This is a genomic window from Microbacterium sp. BWT-B31, assembly GCF_041379855.1.
Taxonomy (GTDB): domain Bacteria; phylum Actinomycetota; class Actinomycetes; order Actinomycetales; family Microbacteriaceae; genus Microbacterium.
Window position 1 is genome coordinate 162,474 of the sequence record NZ_JBFECU010000004.1, and the last position, 22,680, is coordinate 185,153.

General features: G+C 71.0%; 20 protein-coding genes. 2 read left to right on the top strand and 18 right to left on the bottom strand.

Annotation, left to right across the window (positions count from 1 at the left end):
* Nucleotides 1-85: 85 nt before the first annotated feature.
* The 8 genes from gmk to pyrR are packed head-to-tail and all read right to left on the bottom strand — an operon-like array spanning nucleotide 86 to nucleotide 9,616.
* Nucleotides 86-982 (bottom strand): guanylate kinase, encoded by an 897-nt coding sequence (gene gmk / locus AB1K54_RS06685; protein WP_371201954.1) that lies wholly within the window; start codon nucleotides 980-982, stop codon nucleotides 86-88.
* A complete protein-coding gene (pyrF, locus tag AB1K54_RS06690) occupies nucleotides 975-1,844 on the bottom strand; it encodes an orotidine-5'-phosphate decarboxylase (RefSeq protein ID WP_371201955.1) in 870 nt (289 codons plus the stop codon). Before pyrF ends, gmk begins: the two co-directional genes overlap by 8 nt.
* A complete protein-coding gene (gene carB, locus AB1K54_RS06695; protein WP_371201956.1) occupies nucleotides 1,841-5,131 on the bottom strand; it encodes a carbamoyl-phosphate synthase large subunit in 3,291 nt (1,096 codons plus the stop codon). Before carB ends, pyrF begins: the two co-directional genes overlap by 4 nt.
* Nucleotides 5,131-6,315 (bottom strand): glutamine-hydrolyzing carbamoyl-phosphate synthase small subunit, encoded by a 1,185-nt coding sequence (gene carA, locus AB1K54_RS06700; RefSeq protein WP_371201957.1) that lies wholly within the window; start codon nucleotides 6,313-6,315, stop codon nucleotides 5,131-5,133. The genes carB and carA overlap by 1 nt, the downstream gene beginning before the upstream one ends.
* Nucleotides 6,312-6,812: a hypothetical protein gene (locus AB1K54_RS06705; protein WP_371201958.1), complete on the bottom strand. Its 501-nt coding sequence runs from the start codon at nucleotides 6,810-6,812 to the stop codon at nucleotides 6,312-6,314. Before AB1K54_RS06705 ends, carA begins: the two co-directional genes overlap by 4 nt.
* A complete protein-coding gene (locus AB1K54_RS06710; protein ID WP_371201959.1) occupies nucleotides 6,809-8,119 on the bottom strand; it encodes a dihydroorotase in 1,311 nt (436 codons plus the stop codon). The genes AB1K54_RS06705 and AB1K54_RS06710 overlap by 4 nt, the downstream gene beginning before the upstream one ends.
* Complete coding sequence (locus AB1K54_RS06715) at nucleotides 8,116-9,078, bottom strand: aspartate carbamoyltransferase catalytic subunit (protein WP_371201960.1); 963 nt, start codon at nucleotides 9,076-9,078, stop codon at nucleotides 8,116-8,118. The genes AB1K54_RS06710 and AB1K54_RS06715 overlap by 4 nt, the downstream gene beginning before the upstream one ends.
* A 4-nt stretch (nucleotides 9,079-9,082) precedes the next feature.
* Nucleotides 9,083-9,616, bottom strand: a complete 534-nt coding sequence (gene pyrR, locus AB1K54_RS06720; RefSeq protein WP_371201961.1) for a bifunctional pyr operon transcriptional regulator/uracil phosphoribosyltransferase PyrR — start codon at nucleotides 9,614-9,616, stop codon at nucleotides 9,083-9,085.
* A gap of 137 nt (nucleotides 9,617-9,753) precedes the next feature.
* Between pyrR and AB1K54_RS06725 the strand changes: the two genes are divergently transcribed.
* Nucleotides 9,754-10,440 carry a TMEM175 family protein gene (locus tag AB1K54_RS06725; RefSeq protein WP_371201962.1) on the top strand — a complete coding sequence of 229 codons (687 nt, stop codon included), beginning with the start codon at nucleotides 9,754-9,756 and terminating at the stop codon, nucleotides 10,438-10,440.
* A gap of 98 nt (nucleotides 10,441-10,538) precedes the next feature.
* On the opposite strand, the gene AB1K54_RS06730 is transcribed toward AB1K54_RS06725, so the two are convergent.
* From AB1K54_RS06730 to AB1K54_RS06750, 5 genes are all read right to left on the bottom strand, one after another.
* Nucleotides 10,539-12,113 carry a Rieske 2Fe-2S domain-containing protein gene (locus tag AB1K54_RS06730; protein ID WP_371201963.1) on the bottom strand — a complete coding sequence of 525 codons (1,575 nt, stop codon included), beginning with the start codon at nucleotides 12,111-12,113 and terminating at the stop codon, nucleotides 10,539-10,541.
* A gap of 89 nt (nucleotides 12,114-12,202) precedes the next feature.
* Nucleotides 12,203-15,469, bottom strand: coding sequence for an SNF2-related protein (locus tag AB1K54_RS06735; RefSeq protein ID WP_371201964.1), 3,267 nt, complete (start codon nucleotides 15,467-15,469; stop codon nucleotides 12,203-12,205).
* A gap of 34 nt (nucleotides 15,470-15,503) precedes the next feature.
* On the bottom strand, nucleotides 15,504-15,914 hold the full coding sequence (gene nusB, locus AB1K54_RS06740; protein WP_371201965.1) for a transcription antitermination factor NusB: 411 nt from the start codon (nucleotides 15,912-15,914) through the stop codon (nucleotides 15,504-15,506).
* A gap of 19 nt (nucleotides 15,915-15,933) precedes the next feature.
* Nucleotides 15,934-16,494 carry an elongation factor P gene (efp, locus tag AB1K54_RS06745; RefSeq protein ID WP_371201966.1) on the bottom strand — a complete coding sequence of 187 codons (561 nt, stop codon included), beginning with the start codon at nucleotides 16,492-16,494 and terminating at the stop codon, nucleotides 15,934-15,936.
* 87 nt (nucleotides 16,495-16,581) lie between these two features.
* Nucleotides 16,582-17,184 carry a TetR/AcrR family transcriptional regulator gene (locus AB1K54_RS06750; protein WP_371201967.1) on the bottom strand — a complete coding sequence of 201 codons (603 nt, stop codon included), beginning with the start codon at nucleotides 17,182-17,184 and terminating at the stop codon, nucleotides 16,582-16,584.
* Between the two features lie 70 nt (nucleotides 17,185-17,254).
* On the opposite strand from AB1K54_RS06750, the gene AB1K54_RS06755 reads away from it, so the two are divergent.
* Nucleotides 17,255-18,745, top strand: coding sequence for an MDR family MFS transporter (locus AB1K54_RS06755; protein WP_371201968.1), 1,491 nt, complete (start codon nucleotides 17,255-17,257; stop codon nucleotides 18,743-18,745).
* Nucleotides 18,746-18,765: 20 nt separating this feature from the next.
* Here the strand turns inward: AB1K54_RS06755 and aroQ are convergent, their stop codons facing one another.
* From aroQ to aroC, 5 genes are read right to left on the bottom strand one after another with little or no spacing between them, the layout of a single operon-like run.
* Nucleotides 18,766-19,224 carry a type II 3-dehydroquinate dehydratase gene (aroQ, locus tag AB1K54_RS06760; protein WP_371201969.1) on the bottom strand — a complete coding sequence of 153 codons (459 nt, stop codon included), beginning with the start codon at nucleotides 19,222-19,224 and terminating at the stop codon, nucleotides 18,766-18,768.
* 34 nt (nucleotides 19,225-19,258) lie between these two features.
* A complete protein-coding gene (locus tag AB1K54_RS06765) occupies nucleotides 19,259-19,792 on the bottom strand; it encodes a GNAT family N-acetyltransferase (RefSeq protein ID WP_371201970.1) in 534 nt (177 codons plus the stop codon).
* Nucleotides 19,789-20,865 carry a 3-dehydroquinate synthase gene (gene aroB, locus AB1K54_RS06770; protein WP_371201971.1) on the bottom strand — a complete coding sequence of 359 codons (1,077 nt, stop codon included), beginning with the start codon at nucleotides 20,863-20,865 and terminating at the stop codon, nucleotides 19,789-19,791. Before aroB ends, AB1K54_RS06765 begins: the two co-directional genes overlap by 4 nt.
* Nucleotides 20,862-21,449 carry a shikimate kinase gene (locus tag AB1K54_RS06775; protein ID WP_371201972.1) on the bottom strand — a complete coding sequence of 196 codons (588 nt, stop codon included), beginning with the start codon at nucleotides 21,447-21,449 and terminating at the stop codon, nucleotides 20,862-20,864. The genes aroB and AB1K54_RS06775 overlap by 4 nt, the downstream gene beginning before the upstream one ends.
* Complete coding sequence (gene aroC, locus AB1K54_RS06780) at nucleotides 21,433-22,677, bottom strand: chorismate synthase (RefSeq protein WP_371201973.1); 1,245 nt, start codon at nucleotides 22,675-22,677, stop codon at nucleotides 21,433-21,435. Before aroC ends, AB1K54_RS06775 begins: the two co-directional genes overlap by 17 nt.
* Between the last annotated feature and the right edge of the window lie 3 nt (nucleotides 22,678-22,680).

Sequence of the window (22,680 nt, forward strand, 5' to 3'; positions counted from 1 at the left end):
GCCCGGCGTGCCGAGGCATCCTGTCATTCTACCCGAGCTTGCTCGGGAACCGCCGGACGCGACCCGGCCCGGGCGTCGGACCGCGTCAGCGCGCGAGCGACACGACCTCGTCGGCGGCCCGATCGACCTCGTCGTTGACGACGCGGTAGTCGAACTCGCCCTGCGCCGACAGTTCGACGCGGGCCGTGCGAAGCCGCCGCGCGCGCTCCTCCTCGCCCTCGGTGCCGCGCCCGACGAGGCGCTGCACGAGTTCGTCCCAGCTCGGCGGCAGCAGGAACACGAGCGTCGCGGCCGGCTCGGCGGCTCGCACCTGGCGCGCCCCCTGCAGATCGATCTCGAGCAGCACCGTCTTGCCCTCGGAAAGCGCCCGGTCGATCGGCTCGCGCGGCGTGCCGTAGCGGTGGCGGTTGTGCACGGTGGCGTGCTCGAGGAGCGCCCCCGAATCGATGAGCCGGTCGAACTGCGCGTCGTCGACGAAGAAGTAGTGCACGCCGTCGATCTCGCCCGGGCGCGGCTGACGCGTGGTCGCCGACACCGACAGGTGGATCTCGGGATGCCGCTGCTTGATGTGCGCCGCGACGGTGCCCTTGCCGACCGCTGTGGGGCCGGCCAGCACCACGAGCCTGCTGCGGCTGGCTCGCGGGGCGATCTCGGGCCAGCGCCGGTCGAGGAACTCCTGCAGTGCCACGCGTTGACGCGCGCCGAGCCCGGCCAGCCGCTTCACCGGCGAGATGCCGAGGTCGGCGAGGATGCGATCGCGCTTGCCCTCGCCGATGGCGGGGATGCTCGTGAGGAATTCCGTGACGCGCATCGCGCCGGCCGCCGACGCGGGCTCGGCGAGGGCGCGCCGCAGGAGCTCCTGCGGCGAGATGACGCGGGTCGAGACGTCGCGTTTGAGCGAGGCGCGCTCGCGGCGGGCGGCGACCGCGCGGCGCGATGCCGCGACCCGGTCGACCTCGGGAGGGCTCTGCCGGTCAGCCATCGATAGCCTCCGCGTACAGTGCGGCGTGCTCCGCGATGCGCGCGACGAGCCCGGCGGGGCCCGCGGACAGGATGCTGCGGCTCTCGCTGGCGACCACGTTCGGCGTCAGCGCGCCGAACAGCGCCATGATCTCGCTCGGCGACGCGCCCTGCGCTCCGAAGCCCGGAACGAGAAGCGGCGCGCCTGTGAGCGCCTCGTCGCTGAGGCCCACCGCGGAGCGGTCGACCGTCGCGCCGACCACGAGGCCGATGGGGCCCAGCGAGCCCGAGAAGGCCGCAGAGCCGTTGATCCACCCGACGTCGCGCGCGACACGCTCGGCGACGGACTGGTCGTCGGTCGCCGCGACGTCGACCGTGCGCGCGCTCTGCAGTGCGAACGCCTCGGGGTTGCTCGTCGCTGCCAGCACGAACGCGCCCTTGCCGGCGCGCACCGCGAAGGTGAGCGTGTCGCGCAGCGAGTCGGGGCCGAGGTAGGGGCTGAGCGTGACGGCATCGGCCTCGAGTGGCGCGCCCTCGGCGAGCCACGCGGCCGCGTAGCCGTCCATCGTCGAGCCGATGTCGCCGCGCTTGGCGTCGGCGATCACGACCAGTCCCGCCGCGCGGGCGGCGCGCAGCACGTCCTCGAGCGCCGCGAAGCCCGCCGAGCCGAAGCGCTCGAAGAACGCCACCTGGGGCTTGACGAACCCGACGCGGCCAGCGGCGGCCTCGACCACGTGCAGACCGAACTCACGCGTGCCGGAGGCCGAGGCATCCAGCCCCCACTCCTCCAGGAGCGACACGTGCGGGTCGATGCCCACGCACAGCGGGCCGTACGCATCCAGCGCGGCGCGCAGCCGCGCGCCGAACCCGAACCCCGCCGTCACGCGCGCACCGCCAGCCGGTCGGCGGCGTACTCCTGCAGGCTCTTCACGTCGAAGCCGTCCTGCTGGGCGTCCATCGCGCTGACGGCCGCCCCGAGCACGGCCATCGTGGTGAACAGCGCCTTGTCGGCGGCGACCGCCGCGGCGCGGATCTCGTACCCGTCGGCGCGTGCGACGCCGCCCGAGGGCGTGTTCACCACGATGTCGATCTCGCCGGCGTTGATGAGGTCGACGATGTTGGTCTGGCCGCTGGTCTGCGTCTGGCTGTACTTGTTCACCACGGTCACCGCGATGCCGTTGCGGCCGAGGATCTCGGCCGTGCCCTCGGTCGCGACCAGAGTGAAGCCGAGCTGCTGCAGGCGGTGAGCCGGCAGGATGACGGCGCGCTTGTCGCTGTCGGCGACCGAGATGAACACCGTCCCCTTCAGCGGCATGCCGCCGTAGGCGGCCTCCTGACTCTTGGCGAACGCCGTCGGGAAGTCGCGGTCGATGCCCATCACCTCGCCCGTCGAACGCATCTCGGGGCCGAGCACGGAGTCGACGGTGTGCCCCTCGGCGGTGCGGAAGCGCTTGAACGGCAGCACGGCCTCCTTGACGGCGACCGGCGCGCCGAACGGTACGCGCGAGCCGTCGATGGCGGGCAGCAGCCCCTCGGCCTTGAGCTCGGCGATCGTGGCGCCCGTCATGATGCGCGCGGCCGCTTTCGCGAGCGGGATGCCGAGCGCCTTGGACACGAACGGCACGGTGCGGCTGGCCCGAGGGTTGGCCTCGATGACGTAGAGCACGCCCGCGCTGATCGCGAACTGCACGTTGATGAGCCCGCGCACCCCCACGCCTGCGGCGATCGCGCGCGTCGCCTCGCGCACGCGGTCGATGTCGCTGCGCCCGAGCGACATCGGCGGCAGCGCGCAGCTCGAGTCGCCGGAGTGGATGCCGGCCTCTTCGAGGTGCTCCATGACGCCGCCGACGTACAGCTCCTCGCCGTCGTACAGCGCGTCGACATCGATCTCGATCGCGTCGTCGAGGAAGCGGTCGACCAGCAGCGGCAGGCCCGGGCCGATGATCGCCTGATCGGCGATGCGCACGAAATAGTCGCGCAAGGCGTCGGTCGAGTAGACGATCTCCATGCCGCGGCCGCCGAGCACGAAGCTCGGCCGCACGAGCACCGGGTAGCCGATCTCCTCGGCGACCGTGACCGCGCCGTCGACGTCGATCGCCGTGCCGCTGCGCGGAGCGACGAGGCCGGCGCGGTCGAGCAGGCGCGAGAACAGCTCGCGCTCCTCGGCGAGGTCGATCGCCTCGGGGCTCGTGCCGAGGATGCGGTAGCCCGCGTCCTGGATGCCCTTGGCGAGCCCGAGCGGCGTCTGACCGCCCAGCTGGCAGATGACGCCGAGGATCTCGCCCGAGCGCGACTCGGCGTGCAGCACCTCGAGCACGTCCTCGAGGGTGAGCGGCTCGAAGTACAGGCGATCGCTCGTGTCGTAGTCGGTCGACACCGTCTCGGGGTTGCAGTTGACCATCACGGTCTCGAACCCGGCGTCCGACAGCGCGAACGACGCGTGTACGCACGAGTAGTCGAACTCGACGCCCTGACCGATGCGATTGGGTCCCGACCCGATGATGACGACCTTCGTGCGCTCCGACGGCGCGACCTCGGTCTCGCTGTCGTAGCTCGAGTAGTGGTACGGCGTGAGCGCCGGGAACTCGCCCGCGCACGTGTCGACGGTCTTGAACACCGGGCGCACGTCCAGCGCGTGACGGATGCCGCGCACATCGGCCTCGGAGTCCCCGCGCAGCTCGCCGATCTGCGCGTCGCTGAAGCCGTGCTCCTTCGCGATGCGCAGGGTCGCGGCATCCAGCTCGCCCGCGTTCGCCACGAACTCGGCCACCTCGTTGATCAGGGCGATCTGGTCGAGGAACCACGGATCGATCTTCGTGGCCTCGAAAGCCTGCTCGATCGTCGCGCCCTTGCGCATCGCCTGCTGCAGCACGACGATGCGCCCGTCGGTCGGGGTCTTCGCGATCTCGAGCAGCTCCGAGGCGCTGCGCTCCTCGGAACCCCAGTGGAAGCTCGACCCGCGCTTCTCGAGCGAGCGCAGCGCCTTCTGCAGGGCCGTGGCGTAGTTGCGGCCGATCGCCATCGCCTCGCCGACCGACTTCATGGTCGTGGTGAGCGTCGTGTCGGCGGCCGGGAACTTCTCGAAGTTGAAGCGCGGCACCTTGACGACGACGTAGTCCAGCGTCGGCTCGAAGCTCGCCGGCGTCACCTTGGTGATGTCGTTCGGGATCTCGTCGAGGCGGTAGCCGATCGCGAGCTTGGCGGCGATCTTCGCGATCGGGAAGCCCGTGGCCTTCGACGCGAGCGCCGACGAGCGCGACACGCGCGGGTTCATCTCGATCACGATGACCCGGCCGGTCGCGGGGTCGACGGCGAACTGGATGTTGCAGCCGCCGGTGTCCACACCCACCGCGCGGATGATGTCGATGCCGATGTCGCGCAGCTTCTGGTACTCGCGGTCGGTGAGGGTGAGCGCGGGGGCGACCGTGATCGAGTCGCCGGTGTGCACGCCGACCGGGTCGACGTTCTCGATCGAGCACACGACGACCGTGTTGTCGGCCGTGTCGCGCATGAGCTCGAGCTCGTACTCCTTCCACCCGAGGATCGACTCCTCCAGCAGCACCTCGTTCGTCGGCGAGTCGTGCAGGCCGGCGCCGCCGATGCGGCGCAGGTCAGCCTCGTCGTACGCGAAGCCCGAGCCGAGGCCGCCCATCGTGAACGACGGGCGCACGACGAGCGGGTAGCCGAGCTTCTCGGCGCCGGCGAGCAGGTCGTCCATCGTGTGGCAGATGACGGATGCCGCGACATCGGCCCCCGCGTCCAGCACGAGCTGCTTGAAGATCTGACGGTCCTCGCCCTTCTGGATCGCGTCGACCTTCGCCCCGATCAGCTCGACACCGTACTTGTCGAGGATGCCCTGCGCGTGCAGCGCCATCGCGGCGTTGAGCGCCGTCTGGCCGCCGAGGGTCGGCAGGATCGCGTCGGGCTTCTCCTTCGCGATGATCGACTCGATGACGGCGGGCGTGATCGGCTCGATGTAGGTTGCGTCGGCGAAGTCGGGGTCGGTCATGATCGTCGCCGGGTTCGAGTTGACGAGGATGACCCGCACGCCTTCGGCGCGCAGCACGCGGCAGGCCTGCGTGCCCGAGTAGTCGAACTCGCACGCCTGGCCGATGACGATGGGGCCGGATCCGATGACGAGGACGGAGTTGATGTCGTCGCGCTTAGGCATTACTTGTCACCCTCCCGGTGATCGAGTGCGCGGGAACGGCGTGTATCGAGATCGGCGACGACCAGGTCGCGGAAGCGGTCGAACAGGTAGTTGGCGTCGTGCGGGCCGGCGGCGGCCTCGGGGTGGTACTGCACCGAGAAGGCGGGGATCTCGAGCGCGCGCAGGCCCTCGACGACCTGGTCGTTGAGTCCCACGTGCGAGACCTCGACGCGACCGTAGCCGTTGGGGCTGTCGAACTCGCCCTCGACGGGCGCGTCGACCGCGAAGCCGTGGTTGTGGGCGGTGATCTCGACGCGGCCGGTCGCCTTGTCGAGCACGGGCTGGTTGATGCCGCGGTGGCCGAAGGGGAGCTTGTACGTGCCGAGGCCGAGCGCGCGGCCGAGCAGCTGGTTGCCGAAGCAGATGCCGAAGAAGGGCAGCCCGTCATCGAGCACTCCGCGCAGCAGGTCGACGTGCTGATCGGAGGCTGCGGGGTCGCCCGGTCCGTTCGAGTAGAACACCGCGACCGGGTCGATCGCGCGGATGTCGTCGATCGTGGCGCTCTGCGGCAGGACGTGCACCTCGAAGCCGCGTTCGGCCAGGTTGTTCACCGTGGCCTGCTTGACGCCGAGGTCGAGGACGGCGAGGCTGCCGAGCCGCTCACCGCGCGCGGGGGTCACCTCGGCGGTTGCGACCGACACCTCGGCGGACAGGTTCTGCCCGGCCATCTGCGGCGCCTCGCGCACGAGGCGCAGCTGCTCCTCGGGGTCGATGGCGGCGGCATCCCCCGAGAAGATCGCGCCGCGCATGCTGCCCGCCGACCGGATGTGCCGCGTCACCGCGCGCGTGTCGATGCCGCTGATGCCCACGACACCGTCGCGCTCGAGCGCGTCGTCGAGCGACTCGTCGGCACGCCAGTTCGACACCACCCGCGAGGGGTCGCGCACGATGTAGCCCGACACCCAGATGCGACGGGACTCCGGGTCCTCGTCGTTCATGCCGGTGTTGCCGATGTGGGGCGCGGTCTGCAGCACGATCTGCCCGGCGTAGGACGGATCTGTGAGGGTCTCCTGGTAGCCGGTCATGCCCGTGGCGAAGACCACTTCACCGAGCGTCGTGCCGCGCGCCCCGTAGGCGCGGCCGACGTGGCGACTGCCGTCCTCGAGGACGAGGATCGCGGGATCGGTCGTGAACAGCGAGGTCATGCGTCGGTTCCTGTCGTGGTGAGTGCGCCGATCGAGTCGGCCAGAGCGCGGGCCGAGGAGTCCTGCGGCCGAAGATAGGTGTCGGCGAGCGCGCCGTCGTCCAGGCGCCAGGTCAATCGCACGAGGCCGTCCTTCTCGACCACACGGTCGATGGCGACCGTGGACTGCGCGACGGCGGCGATCCGCCCGGCGGGAAGGTACATGCGGGGCTGACCGGCCAGGTCGAGCACCACTCCCCCATCGGTGACCGTGACGTCGGCGCGCGAGCGGAAGGCGAGGCCGGCGATCGCGAGGCGCTCCAGCGGCTCGTCGTGGCGCGTGGTGGCCACGTACAGCGACGGGAACACGTCGCGAGCGTGCGCGCCGGCGGGCGGCTCGCCGAACGGCGCGCGAAGGCCGCCGTCGCGGCGCCTGCGGCGCATCCACGCCCACGCGAGCGCCCCGAAGAGCACCAGGACCACGGCGATCGTCACGACGAGGGCGCCCTCGCGGGTCATGCGCGCACCCCCGGGGCATCCAGCAGTTCGCCGTCGACGACGGTGGGGATGCCCGCGTGCAGCGTCCAGCGCACCTCACCGGGAAGCTCCCGCCCGAGGTAGGGCGAGTTCACGCTGCGGCCGCGCAGGTCGGCGGTCGAGAAGGCGCGCACGGGGTGCGGATCGTAGAACGTGAGGGACGCGGGGTGACCCTCGGTGAGCGGCGTGCCGTGGCCGACGAGCCGCCCGATGCGCGCGGGCCCTCGGCTCATGACGCGCGCGACGTCGGCCCACGTGATGAGCCCGGTGTCGACCATCGCGAGCTGCACCACCCGCAGCGCGCTCTCCAGGCCCACCATGCCGTTGGCCGCCGCCTGCCACTCGCACGACTTCACCTCGGCGGGGTGCGGGGCATGGTCGGTCGCGACGATGTCGATGGTGCCGTCGGCGAGGCCCTCGCGCACGGCGAGCACGTCCTCTTCGCGTCTGAGCGGCGGGTTGACCTTGAAGCGCGCGTCGTAGCCGCGCGCCAGCTCGTCGGTGAGCAGCAGATGGTGCGGGGTCACCTCGGCCGTGACATCCACGCCCCGGCGCTTGGCCCACCGGATGATCTCGACCGAGCCGGCCGTCGACAGGTGGCACACGTGCAGGCGCGAGCCGACGTGCTCGGCCAGGAGCACGTCGCGCGCGATGATCGACTCCTCGGCGACAGCGGGCCAGCCGGCGAGCCCGAGCTCGGCCGAGACGACGCCCTCGTTCATCTGGGCGCCCTCGGTCAGACGCGGGTCCTGCGCATGCTGCGCGATCACCCCGTCGAAGGCCTTCACGTACTCGAGCGCGCGCCGCATGATGAGCGGATCCCACACGCAGAAGCCGTCGTCGCTGAACACGCGCACGCGCGCCCGCGAGTCGGCCATCGCGCCGAGCTCGGCGAGGCGCTCGCCCTTCTGCCCCACGGTGACCGCGCCGATCGGCTGCACGGTGACGAACCCGGCGGCCTCGCCGAGTGCGAGCTCCTGTTCGACGACGCCCGCGGTGTCGGCCACCGGCGAGGTGTTGGGCATCGCGAAGACGGCGCTGTAGCCGCCGACGGCAGCAGCGCGCGATCCCGTCAGGATCGTCTCGGATGCCTCGTACCCGGGCTCGCGCAGATGCGTGTGCAGGTCGACCAGGCCCGGCAGCACCACCAGACCCGCCACGTCGACGACGGTCGCACCGGCGCGGCTCACCGCGGAGCCCGACTCGGCGATCACGCCGTCTTCCACGAGCAGGTCGATCGCGCCGCCGCCCTCCAGCGATGCGCCGCGGAACAGGAGCACCTCACTCACTCGGTTCTCCCATCGTCGTCGCGCTCCCCAGCCAGGAGCAGGTACAGCACCGCCATCCGCACCGAGACGCCGTTCGCCACCTGGTCGAGCACGGTCGACCGAGGCGAATCGGCGGCGGCGGCAGAGATCTCGAGCCCGCGGTTCATGGGACCGGGGTGCATCACCATGCTATCGCCCGGCAGCGTCGCAAGCCGTGTCGGGTCGAGCCCCCAGCGTCGGGAATACTCCCGTTCAGTGGGGAAATATGCCGCGTTCATGCGCTCCAGCTGGATGCGCAGCATCATGAGCGCGTCGGGCCCTTCCGCGACGGCCTGGTCGAGGTCGTAGAGCACACGCACGGGCCAGGCCGAGACATCCTGCGGCACCAGCGTCGGGGGCGCCACCAGCGTCACCGACGCGCCCAGCGTCGTCAGCAGCCACACGTTCGAGCGGGCGACGCGGGAGTGCAGAACGTCGCCGACGATCGTCACGGCAAGTCCCGCGAGGTCGCGCCCGCGACTGTCAGGCCCGAAACGGCGCTTGCGGATCGTGTACGCGTCGAGCAGGGCCTGCGTCGGGTGCTCGTGGGTGCCGTCGCCCGCGTTCACGACACCGGCGGTGATCCAGCCGCTCGTGGCGAGCGTGCGCGGGGCGCCGGAGGCGCCGTGACGGATGACGACGGCATCGGCCCCCATGGCCTGCAGGGTCTGCGCGGTGTCCTGCAGCGATTCGCCCTTGGACACGCTCGAGCCCTTGGCCGAGAAGTTGATGACGTCGGCCGAGAGTCGCTTGGCGGCCGCCTCGAACGAGATGCGCGTGCGCGTGGAGTCCTCGAAGAAGAGGTTCACGACGGTCTTGCCGCGCAGCGTCGGCAGCTTCTTGACCTCGCGCTGCTGGGTCTGGGCCATGTCCTCGGCGACGTCGAGAATGCGCACGGCGTCGGCCTTGGTGAGCGTCTTGGTGTCGAGCAGGTGCCTCACGCGCTCACCGCCCCTCGATCGAGACGAACTCTTCGCCGTCGGTCTCGGCCAGGCGCACGAACACACGCTCCTCGCGCGCGCTCGGCAGGTTCTTGCCGACGAAGTCCGGCCGGATCGGCAGCTCCCGGTGCCCGCGGTCGACCAGGGTCGCCAGACGCACGGCGGCGGGGCGCCCGATGCCCTGCAGGGCGTCGAGGGCGGCACGGATGCTCCGCCCCGAGAACAGCACGTCGTCGACGAGCACGACCACCTTGCCGTCGATCCCGCCGGCGGGGATCTGCGTCGGGTGCGGCGTGCGCGTGGGATTGCGGTGCAGGTCGTCGCGGTACATCGTCACGTCCAGCGCGCCGACGGGGACGGATGCGCCGCCGAACTCGCTCACGAGCGAGCCGATGCGCTCGGCGAGGGTGACGCCCCGAGTGGGGATGCCCAGGAGGACGAGCCCTTCGGGGCCCTTGTTGGACTCGAGGATCTCGTGCGAGATCCGAGTCAGGGCCCGGGCGATGTCGGCCTCGTGCAGCACGATGCGCGTGCTCATCCGCCGCTCCCTTCTCCGCCTCACAGGACGGGGTTAAAGGTTGCTGTTGCGTGACCACTCTACCCGACCGGGTGCGCTCCGTCGGCGTGAGCGGTGCGCCTCCGGCTCGCGCGCCGCACAGCTGTCACGCTGGGCGCATGACCTCAGCGGACGCGGAGACCGCAGGCGCGGCCCACCGACCGGCGTCGCCGTCGTTCATGTCGCGCCATTCCTTCGAGTTCGGACGCGAGGTCTCGTTCTTCGACGCCGTGTACGGATTCGCCGCGACGCTCCTCATCTCGAACGTCGACGCGCCGCCTGCGGACGCCTGGCGCAGCCTCGCGACGCTCGAGGCGTCGGGGCTGCCGACACAGGTCCTCGGCTTCGCTCTCAGCTTCGCCGTCATCGCGGTGTTCTGGCGCGTGAACGTCCGGCTCGTTCGGCGCCTGACGGGCATGGACGGCGTGACGACGTTCGTGAACCTCGTCACGACGGCCCTCGTCATCCTCATCGCCTTCACGACGCAGGGCGTGAGCGATCCCGACTCGTGGGATCTCGCGCTGCCCACCGCGCTGTACGCGATGAACATCGCGCTGGTGGCGATCCTGCAGCTCGCCGTGATGCAGGTCGCGCGGGCGCGCGGGCTCGAGCGCACGCCCATGACGCGCGCCGAGAACGCCGTCTACATCGCCGGTTCGCTCGTGTCGCCCGTGGTCTTCCTGATCTCCGTGCCGATCGCTTTCGCCGTCGACGCCTACGCGGCGCGATGGACGTGGGCGGCGCTGATCGTCCTGGGCCCGCTGACCGGCATCGTCGCCGGTCGACTGGCACGGCGCCGCGCGTGACGCGCGGGCATCCGCCGACGGGACGCCGGCAGAGGGCTCACATCATCGTCTTGACGCCCCGTGATGCGGGGCGTGGCACCACTGGGTAGACAGGCGCGTCAGGCGGCGGGCGCCGCAGAGGCGGGAGCGGTCTGGCCCTCGGACTGGCTCGCGCGGATCGGGTGCCCCTGGCTGGTGAGGCACCGGCCGCTGGCGAGGTCCCACTTCCAGTCGTGCAGCGAGCAGGTGAGCACGCCGTCTTCGATCTTGCCGGTCTTGGTGAGGTCGGCGCGCAGGTGCGGGCAGCGCCGCTGCACCGTCCAGTCGCCGATCTGCGCGTCCTCGGTCTGGTCGGTCTGCTCGGCGTACCAGTTCTCGACGTACTCGATCCGGTCGCGCGAGAGGCACTTGAGGAACGTGGTGAGGAACTCGTTGAACTTGCCGCTGCGGCCCACTTCGAACTGCATCGACAGGAAGATCGAGTTCGACCAGTCGATCTCGTGGTCGGCGATGTTCGTCGAGACGAGGTCGGCGGGGATCGTGTACCAGTAGATGCACTCGTCGCCCTGGTACTCGCGCACCTTCGCCTTCGGGAAGTCCACGACCATGTCGAGTTCGCCGATGCGGAAGCGCACCACGCCGCCGACGCCATTGCGGATGGTGCGCGCGCGGCGCAGCAGCGGCTCCCACCACTCCTTGATCGCGGCGAGCATCTCATCCGGCGGCAGCACGGGCGCACGCGAGGCCTCCTCGGCGCGGATCTCGTCCTGCCTGCAGTCGCGCTGCTCGGCCAGGTAGGACCACTTGTCGTCGAAGATGCGGTCGATCTCGGCATCGGAGTACAGCGTCTGCGTCACCGAGAGCTCGCCGCCGTTCAACTCGACGACGGTGCCGGGCAGGAACTCGTAGCCCTTCTGCCCGGGTCGGTGCTGCCGCATGTGCGCGAGGAACTGGCGCTGATCGGTGAAGATCGCGTCGTTGTCGAGCCCGTAGCCGTTGTACCTGAACAGCTCCTCTCGCAGGAACATCGGCGGACCCGCCATCGGAAAGACGTGCTCGGCGTCGACCTTCTCGATGTAGTACAGGGCGCGCTTGTTCTGCGCGTCGCGCTTGAGCTGCGCGAAGTTCTGCTTGGCGTCCTGCGGCAGGTCGTAGACCATCGGCCACCAGATCGCCCCCGACACCTGCGTGAAGTACGCGTCAGGTTTCGAGAACGACATCAGCTTCTCGAGGTCGAGCGGGTGCGAGTCGTTCTGATTCAGGATGCTGGCGGTGCCGTCGTCCACAGACAGCGACGAGTCTCCGATCGGGCCGTCGCTGGGGGCGCGCAGCGGCGTGACCATGATCTTCAGAGCACCGAACTCGAGGGGAACGCCGGCCTGCGTGTACACGATGTTGTCGTAGCCGAGCGCGCGCAGATCCTGCTCGAGGTCGTCGGTCGGGTACTCCGGGAGCAGCACCTTGATGCTCTTCGGGACGTGCCGCTGCATGAGCGCCGGGTCGAAGTGGTCGCGGTGCCGGTGCGAGATGTAGAGAAAGTCGGCCTCGCCGTACTTCGCCCAGTCCAGCGCCCGGTTGTCGGGGAACGGGAACCACGAGCCGAAGAAGGTCGGCCCGATCACCGGGTCGCAGAGGATGCTGCCGCCCGCCGTCTCGATGAACATACCGGCATGGCCGAGGCCCGTGATGCGCATGGAATCCTCCCGATCGACGCAGACTCGATTCTAGGCGAGGGGCTGCGTGGACCCTGACCGGACCGCCGTGGAAAACCCGCGCCGGCGGCTCAGTCCCGCTCGAGCAGCCCCCGGATGTCGTCGGCCGACAGCGCCTGGCCGAACAGCGCGTCATCGTCCATCACGGCCTGGAACAGGCGCGCCTTGCGTCGCTGCAGCGCCATCACCTTCTGTTCGATCGTGCCCGCCGCGATGAGGCGGTACACCATCACCGTCTGCTGCTGACCGATGCGATGCGCGCGGTCTATCGCCTGGGTCTCGGCGGCCGGGTTCCACCACGGGTCGAGCAGGAACACGTAGTCCGCCTCGGTCAGCGTGAGGCCGAAACCGCCCGCCTTGAGGCTGATGAGGAAGACCGGCGCCTCGCCCTCGCGGAATGCCGCGACGGCGGCATCCCGATCCCGTGTCGTGCCGTCGAGGTATGCGTACGCGACTGCGCGCTCGTCGAGCCGCCTCGCCACCAGCGCCAGGAACGACGTGAACTGGCTGAACACGAGCGCCCGATGCCCCTCGGCGAGCACCTCGTCGAGTTGCTCGAACAGCGCGGTCAGCTTGCTCGGCGCGATGTGGGCGTGGGCGGGGTCGATGAGCTCGGGCGCAAGGCTCAGCATGCGCAGCAGCGTCAGCGACCGGAACACGATGAACCGGTTGCGGTCGAGATCGTCCAGCAGCCCCAGCACCTTCTGCCGCTCGCGCTGCAGCACCGTGTCGTACAGCGCGCGGTGGGCGGGGCTCAGCTCGACGGCGACCTCCTGCTCCTGCTTGGGCGGCAGGTCGGCGGCCACGAGCTGTTTCGTGCGGCGCAGCACGAGCGGACGGATGCGGCGCCGCAGCCGCGCGAGCCGGCGGGCGCGGTATTGGCCGCCCTCCGCGTTCTCGGGAACTTTGCCCTTCTCGATCGGCCCGATGTAGTCCTCGCGGAATCGCCGCGCCGAGGGGAAGAGGCCCGGGGCTGTCAGCGAGAGCAGGGCCCACAGCTCCGAGAGGCTGTTCTCTATGGGCGTGCCGGTGACCGCGTAGACGACGTCGGCGCGCAGCTCGCGGGCGGCGCGGTATGCCTTGGTCCGCGCGTTCTTGACGAACTGCGCCTCGTCGAGCACGAGCCCGGCCCACTCGACGCGGGCGAACTCGGCTTCGTCGAGCCGCAGAAGCGTGTACGACGTCACGATCACGTCCGCGGATGCGGCGACCGCGGCCTGCACGCCGGCGCGCTTCGCGCTCGTCGCGTCGACCACCGCCACGCGCAGCCCCGGCGCGAAACGGGCGGCCTCGGCGCGCCACGTCGACAGCACCGAGGTCGGCGCCACCACGAGGAACGGCCGCGTCTGGCCCTCGTCCCGCGTGTGCGCGATCAGTGCGAGCAGCTGCAGCGTCTTGCCGAGCCCCATGTCGTCGGCGAGGATCCCGCCCAGCCGGTGATGCCACAGGAACGCGAGCCAGTCGTACCCGGCGCGCTGGTACGCACGCAGGTCGGCGCGCAGTCCACGCGGCAGCGGCGCAGCGGGCACGCCGTCGGCATCGCGAAGTCCCTCGGCGATCGTGCGCCACGACACCGCGGGCTCGGCCTGGTCGGCGAGGTCCTCGAAGTCGGCCCAGAGGTCGGTCTGGTATCGGCTGATCCGTGGACCGGTCTGCCACTCGTCGATCTCGCCGGCCTCGTCGATGAGGTCGCGCAGACGGTCGAGGGACGGATGCTTCAGCGAGAAGTAGGCGCCGTCGCTGAGAAGCATCTTCTTCCTGCCGCGCGACAGCGCGGTGAACAGTGCGCCGAACGGGATCTGCCGCCCGTCGATCGACACGATCACGCCCAGGTCGAACCAATCGGGGTCGGGTGACTCGACCGTGGTGATCTCGATGCGCGGGTCGCCGGTGAGCTCGCGGTAGCGCGGCCGCTCCCCTGTGACCTGGATCACGACGTCGTCGAGCGCCTCGAGCCGTGGAAGCAGCTGCGCGGCGAACTCGGCCGCGACCAGACCCGACAGGGTGCCATCGGGCGTGAACGGCAGCTCGCTCGCCTCGGTCCAAACGGTCTCGACCCGCGCGCGCACCGCCGCCTCGGCCGCGGGGTCGCGCCACGGCGCCGACGTCGCGCCGAACGGCTCGGGCTCCCGTCGGCCGTAGCGCCACGACAGCGCGTACTCCAGCCGGTGCGACGGGTGGAACACCACCCCGACCACCAGCACCGGCCGCTCGGGGTCGGGCACGGCGATGCCCGGCGCCTCGACCGGCACCTCGCGCACCAGACGAGCGAGATGCTCCGCGAGGAACTCCGGCGCATCCGCCTCGGGCACGACGACGGGCGCGGTCGCGGCGAGCAGGGCGCGCACCGGCTCGGGCAGGCGCGCGGGAGCGAGCGTGAGACGGATGCCGCCGCCCGCCAGTTCGAACCGGTACACGCCGATCCGCCCGATCGGGCGCGCGGTGGCGGCATCCGCTCGCTCGCCGTCGATCGTGACGCGCGGTGTGAGCGACAGACCGTCGCCGGTCTCCTGGACTCGCAGGGCGACCTCGGCCTCGCCTGCGAGCTCGACCGTCTGCTGACGCTTCGTCGTCACGAGCGGGATGCCGAGATCGGCCGCCGCCCGCAGGTGGCCCCACAGCAGCGAGGACTCGATGTCGTCGAGCGTGAGCCATTCCGACGCGTCCGAGAACGCGCCGTACGTGCGCACGTCGCGGGCGATGCTGTGCAGTTCCGCGAACCAGCGCGCGTGCGCCGGGGCGTAGGCGTTCGTCGGCCGGCGCACCGCGTCCCACGAGACCGCCCCCTTGATCCACGAGGCGGTGCGACCGCTGCGCTCGAGCGGGCGCAGCCCGACGAGCACGTCGGCGCCGAACGCGTGCAGGCCGCGCGACGTCGCCGTCTCGATCCGCGCCGGCGTCCACTGCGACGCGCTGCGGCGGACACGCTGACGCAGTTCGACGCCCAGCGCGAGGGCGGTGGTTTCCCGGGCCGCCCGGTCCCCCGCGGCGAACAGGCTGCGCCACTTCGCGGGCTCGGGCGCGGCCGATCGCTCGGCGACGCGGTTCGCGGCCAGGAGCGCCGCGACGACGTGCTTGCAGTCCGCCTGCATCGGGCACGTGCATGACGTGCTGACGATGGGGTGCGACGGATGCCGCGGCTCCAGCCGCACGCGGCAGCGATACGCGTTCGCGCCGCTGCCGGCGACGACGGCGTCGAGCACGGACGTGATCGGGTCCCAGTCGACGCTGCGCACGGCATCCGCTTCGAAGTACGTCCGACCGCGCGCGTACGCGCCCGCGTCGGCGAGGCCGCGGATGTGCGCGGCGGCGACGGACGGCGGGATCACGGGATCCATCTTCGCCGCATCCGCCGACACCGCGTACGGCGGGTCAGCTCGAGCGCGCGATCCGGGCGAGCACGCCGTGGACGAACGCGCTGGACTCGTCTGTCGAGAACTCCTTGGCCAGTTCGACGGCCTCGTCGATCGCAACGGCCGTCGGCACGTCGTCGTTGTAGAGGATCTCCCAAGCGCCGATGCGCAGCAGGGCGCGGTCGACCGCGGGCATGCGGGCCAGCGACCAGTCCTTCGCGTAGGTCGTGATCTGTTCGTCGATCGCGTCGGAGTTGTCGATCACGCCGTCGACGATCTCGCGCGCGTACAGCCACGACGATTCGCGGGCGGGCTCGCTGGCGGCACGCTTCGCCTCGACGGCGAGCATGGTTGCGAGTTCCTCTCCGCGCACGTCGCTTTGGAAGAGGATGTCGAGCGCGCGTTTTCGCGCCTTCGTGCGGGCACTCATGCGAGGGCTGCTGCCGCGCTCAGTTCACGCGGCCGAGGTAGTCGCCCGTGCGGGTGTCGACCTTGACCTTGGTGCCCGTCTCGAGGAACAGCGGCACCTGGATCTCATAGCCGGTCTCGACGGTCGCGGGCTTGGTGCCGGCCGACGAGCGGTCGCCCTGCAGCCCCGGCTCGGTGTAGGTGATCTCGAGCACGACCGACGCGGGAAGGTCGATGTAGAGCGGGTTGCCGTTGTTCAGCGCGATCGTGACCTGCTGGTTCTCGAGCAGGAAGTTGGCGGCGTCGCCGACGGTCGCGGCGGGGACGTTGATCTGGTCGTAGTCGGCCGCGTCCATGAACACGAAGCTGTCGCCGTCGTTGTACAGGTAGGTGAAGTCGCGGCGGTCGACGTTCTCGATCTCGATCTTGGCGCCGGCGTTGTACGTGCGGTCGACGACCTTGCCCGTCACGACGTTCTTCAGCTTGGTGCGGACGAACGCGCCGCCCTTGCCGGGCTTGACGTGCTGGAACTCGATGACGCTCCAGAGCTGTCCGTCGATGCTGAGGACGACGCCGTTCTTGATGTCTGCGGTCGATGCCATGAGTGTGGAGTTCCGTTTCGTCTGGGATCCGGCAGATGAGCCGATCGAGTCGGCATGCCGACATTCGATTCTACGGGATGCCCCGCCTCACGCGCCCTGCGGCCGTACGAGCGGCAGGAACACCTCGTCGACGATCGCCACGATGTCGCCCTCGGGCACCGCGCGGAAGTTCACCAGCAGGTCGTGGCGCAGCAGATCCACGGCGACCGCGCGCACACGCGGCGTCAGGCGCGCGGGGTCCGCCTCGCCGCGCGCCACCGCGCGATCGAGGATGTCGTCGACCGCGGTGCGCGTGGACGTTCCGAACATGTCGCGCCGCAGATCCTGGATGCTCGTGCCGGTCTCGGCGAAGTACTCCCCCAGCAGCACCGACAGGAGCGGGATGAGCCGTGCCCGGGCCCGGGTGAACCGCCGCAGCAGCTCGAGCATGTCCTCGCGGAGCGAGCCGGTGTCGGGGGGCGTTACGCGTGTCGTGCTCAGCCCGAAGGCGAGCGCGGCCGCAAGCAGCGTGTTGCGGTTCTCCCACCGCCGGTACAGCACCGAGCGACTGGTGCCCGCGCGCTCGGCGACCGCGTCGATCGTGAACCCGCCGTAGCCGGCCTCGAGCACCTGGTCCCACCCCGCCTGCAGGATGGCGTCTTCGAGCTCCTTGCCCCGCCGGCGCTTCGTCACGGTCTGCTCAAGATTCATTTGTGTATCTTATCCGATCGGTCTACACTCTGGCGATAGATACACATCTGTATCTTAGAAAGGACTTCCCGTGACATCCTCACCCGCCCCCGCCGTATCCCGCAGCGCCATCGTCACCGCGCTCGTGCTGGTGGTCGGGGGGCTCGCCGTCATCTTCGACAGCACGATCGTCAGCATCGCCCTGAAGTCCCTCGCCCTCGACCTGGGCGTGCCGATCAGCACCGTGCAGTGGGTCACCACCGCGTATCTGCTCGCGCTCGGCGTCGCGATCCCCGTCGTGGGCTGGGCCCAGGCGCGCTTCGGCGGCAAGCGCGTCTGGATGTTCGCGCTCACCGTCTTCATGGGCGCCTCGGTGCTGTGCAGCCTCGCGTGGGACGCCCCGAGCCTCATCGGGTTCCGCGTGCTGCAGGGCCTCGGCGGCGGACTCATGATGCCGCTCATGGCGACGCTCGCGATCCAGCAGGTGCCCAAGGGGGAAGGTCTGGGCAAGCTCATGGCCATGGTCAGCCTGCCCGCCGCCCTCGGCCCCATCCTCGGCCCGACGATCGGCGGCCTGATCCTGAACGTCGCCGACTGGCGGGGTCTGTTCTGGGTGAACGTCCCCTTCTGCCTTGCCGGCCTCATCCTCGCGTGGCGCTTCATCCCCGCCGACGCCCCGAGCGCCAAGCCGGTGCTCGACTGGGTGGGTCTCGTGCTCGTCTCGCCCGCGCTCGTCGGCATCCTGTACGGCCTGTCGAACGTGAGCCAGCACGGCGGCCTCGCCCGCCCCGACGTGTGGCTGCCCGTCGTCGCCGGCATCCTGTTCCTCGTGGCGTTCGTGCTCACCCAGACGCGCCGGCCCGCCAAAGCCCTCATCGACATCGGCCTGCTCGGTCGCCGGCCCGTCGCCGCGTCGTCGGCGGTGCTGTTCCTGTCGGGCGCGTCGCTGTTCGGCTCGATGCTGCTGCTGCCGCTGTACTACCAGCTCGTGCGCGGCGCCGACCCGCTCCAGGCCGCGCTCATGCTCATCCCGCAGGGTGTCGGCGCGCTCCTGAGCCGCACGATCGCAGGAAACCTCACCGACCGCGTCGGCGCGCGCATCGTGGCGATCGGCGGGTTCGTCATCATGGGCGCCGCGACGATCCCGTTCGCCCTGGCCGATGCCGCGACGAACGAGTGGTGGCTCATGGCGGTCCTGCTCGTGCGGGGCTTCGGCATGGGCGCGGTCATGATCCCCGTGATGTCCGTTGCCTTCGTCGGCCTCGAACGTGACCAGGTGCCGCACGCGAGCATCATCACGCGGCTCGCGCAGCAGATCGGCGGGGCGTTCGGCACGGCTCTGCTCGCCGTCATCCTCGAGGCGGCGACCTCCGGCGCATCCGATCTGTCCCAGCTCGCCGACGGGTTCGACGCCGCGTTCTGGGCCGCCGTCGCGTTCACCGTCGTGGCCATCGGGGTGTGCTTCGCGCTTCCGGCCGCATCGGGCGCACGCGCGCCGAAGGCCGAGTCGAAGACGGATGCCCCCGCCCCCGCGACCGCCGACGTCACCGCATCCGCGCCCGAACCGCCCGCCGGCGCGTGAGCCCGCGGGGCGGGCCGGGCTCAGCCCTCGGCGCGCCCCGCGATCACCTCGACCAGCAGATCGACCGCCCGCGCATACCCGCCGACGCCCTCGCCGATGACATGCACGGCGGCGACGTCGGCGACGTACGAGTGGTGGCGGAAGGCCTCGCGCTCGTAGACGTTCGAGATGTGGATCTCGGCCACCGGCAGCGCCACGCCCGAGAGCGCGTCGCGCAGCACGACCGAGGTGTGCGTGAGCCCGCCGGGGTTGATGACGATGCCCGCGCAGTCGAGTCGGGCGGCGTGGATCGCGTCGATCAGCACGCCCTCATGGTTGCTCTGCACGGCCCGCACCTCGAACCCGTGGGCGGCCGCGGCCTCGGTCGCGATCCGAACCACGTCGTCGAGCGTGGCGGTGCCGTACACCTCGGGCTCGCGCACGCCGAGCAGGTTGAGGTTGGGTCCGTTCACGAGCAGCAGGCGGCGCGGGGCGGTCATGCTCGCACGATAGCAGCGCGGCCGAGGCGGTTCGTCACGGCAGCGGTCGCGCCATCTCGATCTCGGGACCGATGACGCTGGAGAAGGTCTCGCCCGTCGGGATGAAGCCGCAGCGGCGGTACGCGGCCTGCGCCCGCGGGTTGTCGCGGTGCACGTCGAGCGTGAGCCGAGGCAGTCCGCGGGATGCCGCCCACTCGGCCGCCGCGTCGAGCAGGCGGTCGACCGCACCGGCGCCTCGATGAGCCGGGTTCACGTACACGCCCACGACATCGCCACGGCGGTCGTCGACGTAGCGTCCGAGGTGGTCGGTCTGCCCGGTGGCGCGGATGCTGACCAAGAGGCTCCCCACCCAGCAGCCGTCGGCGACGGCCACGAACTGCGCCGCGATCTCGCTGGCGGCCGCTGTCGCGGCGCGGTCCTGCCAGAACTCGTCCGGACGCGCGGCGACCTCGTCGGGCCGTTCGAGAAAAGCGATCGCCGCATCGGGATCGCTGGTCGACTCCAGACGCAGCGCCCGCACAGCCCGCCACTCGTCGGCGCGGATGCGGCGCACCGTCAGGTCGGTCACGCGCCGACCTCTTGGTACGCGGCGAACAACAGCGACTCGTCGGGCGCCTGCAGCACGGTCGGCTTGGCGATGTCGTCGAGCACGATGAAGCGCAGCATGCCGCCGCGGCTCTTCTTGTCGCGCTGCATCGTCGCCAGCAGCTGCCGGAACGCACCCGCGCGATAGGTCATGGGCAGGCCCAGAGAGCCCAGGATGTCGCGGTGGCGCTGGGCCGCGGCATCCGAAAGCCGACCCGCCAGGCGCGACAGCTCGGCGGCGAAGACCATGCCGATCGAGATCGCCGCGCCGTGGCGCCACTGGTACCGCTCGGCGTGCTCGATCGCGTGCCCGAGCGTGTGGCCGTAGTTCAGAACCTCGCGCAGACCCGCCTCGCGCAGGTCCTCGCCGACGACGCGCGCCTTCATGTCGATGGCGAGCTCGATCGTGCGGCGGAACTCGGGGGTCGACGGGTCGACGGCGCGCTCGGGGTCGGCCTCGATGATGTCGAGGATCTCGGGGTGCCAGATGAACCCGGCCTTCACCACCTCGGCGTACCCCGCCACGAGCTCGTTGCGGCCGAGCGAGTCGAGCAGCTCGAGGTCGCACAGCACGGCACGCGGGGTCCAGAAGGCGCCCACGAGGTTCTTGCCCTCGTTCGTGTTGATGCCGGTCTTGCCGCCCACGGCCGCGTCGACCATGCCGAGCACCGTGGTGGGGATCTGCACGACCTCGACGCCGCGCAGCCACGTCGCCGCGACGAAGCCCGCGAGGTCGGTGACCGCTCCCCCGCCGAAGCCGACCACCGCGTCCGTGCGCGTGAAGTCGGCCTGACCCATCACCTGCCAGCAGAACGCCGCCACCTCGACGCGCTTGCCTGCCTCGGCATCCGGGATCTCGGCCAGCAGCACCTGTCGCTGGCCCGTCAGCGACACGCGCAGCGCCTCGGCCTTCGCCGCGAGCGTCGGCGGGTGAACGATGAGCACCTTGCGGGCGGCCTCGGGCAGCGCCGCGCCGACGGAGTTCAGGATGCCGCGCCCCACGATCACGTCATAGGGGCGCTCGCCGCCCACGGGGATCGTCGTCGTCTCGCTCACGGGGTCTCCTCTTCGTCTGCGCCCGCCGATGCCACCGGGTCGCCTTGCGCCCACGCGACGATCGCGTCCACGATCAGCTGCAGCGGTCCTTCGGACGTGTCGAACGTCACATCGGCGACCTCGTCGTAGAGCCGCCGGCGCTGTTCGAAGATCTCGCTCCAGCGCGCGACGGGGTCCTCGCCCTGCAGCAGAGGCCGATTCGAGCCGCGGATGCGCGCGGGTACGTTCTTGGCGGCCAGGGTCAGCAGCACGACGCGGTGTTCAGCCAGCGCGGCGCGCGTGCGGGGATCGAGCACCGCTCCCCCGCCGAGCGCGACGACGCCGCCGCCCTCGATCGCCGCGCGGACGGCTTCGTGCTCGAGTTCGCGGAAGCGCGCCTCGCCCGCCTCTGCGAAGATCGCCTCGATCGGTCCGTGGTCGCGCACGACTGCGGCATCCGTGTCGACGAACGTCATGCCGAGCGCCTTCGCGACGCGACGGCCGATGCTCGTCTTGCCGGCGCCCATCGGCCCGACCAGCACGATGGAGCCGGTCTTCGCCGAGCTGTTGTCGGTCACGGCGGGGCGCTCAGAGCGCGAGGTCATGCTCGGCGAGCACGTCGGCGCCCAGCGCCGGGTCGCTCGCGTCGGCCGTGCGCAGCGTCGCCGGAATCGCGGCGAGGTACGACTCGAGGTTGCGGCGCGTCTCGGCCACGCTGTCGCCGCCGAACTTCTCGAGCACGCTTTCGGCCAGCACGACCGCGACCATCGCCTCGGCGACCACGCCCGCGGCGGGCACCGCGCACACGTCGGAGCGCTGGTGGTGTGCCGACGCGGTGTCGCCGGTGGCGACATCGACCGTCCGCAGCGCGTGCGGGACGGTCGCGATGGGCTTCATGCCCGCCCGCACACGCAGAACCGTGCCGGTCGACATGCCCCCCTCGGTACCGCCCGCCCGGTCCGACGATCGGGCGATCCCGTCGTCGGTGGCGAACAGCTCGTCGTGCGCAGCCGAGCCGCGTCGGCGCGTGGTCTCGAATCCGTCGCCCACCTCGACGCCCTTGATCGCCTGAATGCTCATGAGCGCCTGCGCGAGCCGGCCGTCGAGGCGGCGGTCCCACTGCACGTGCGAGCCGAGCCCGGGCGGGAGCCCGTAGGCGAGCACCTCGACGATGCCACCCAGGGTGTCGCCGTCCTTGCGCGCGGCGTCGACCTCGTCGACCATGCGAGCGGATGTCTGCGCGTCGAAGCAGCGCAGCGGATCGGCGTCGAGCGCCTCGACGTCGTCGGGCGTCGGAAGCGCCGCGCCCTCGGGCACCTGCACCGGCCCGATCGACAGCGTGTGGCTCACCAGGCGGATGCCGAGCTCTGCGAGGAACGATCGGGCGATCGCCCCGAGCGCGACCCGAGCGGCGGTCTCGCGGGCGCTCGCGCGCTCGAGGATCGGCCGGGCTTCGTCGAAGCCGTACTTCTGCATACCCACCAGATCGGCGTGACCCGGGCGCGGACGGGTCAGCGCGGCGCCGCGGCCACGCGACTTCTCGGTGAGCTCGACCGGCTCGGCGCTCATCACCTCGACCCACTTGGGCCACTCGGTGTTGCCGATGCGCAGCGCGATGGGACTGCCGAGCGACAGCCCGTGGCGCACGCCCGTCGAGATCGCCAGCTCGTCTTGTTCGAACTTCATGCGCGACCCGCGGCCGTAGCCCAGCTTGCGGCGGGCGAGGTCGGCCTGGATCGCGGCGCGCGAGACGGGCACGCCCGCGGGCAGGCCCTCCATGATGGCGACGAGTTCGGGGCCGTGCGATTCGCCGGCCGTGATCACGCGGAGCATTGG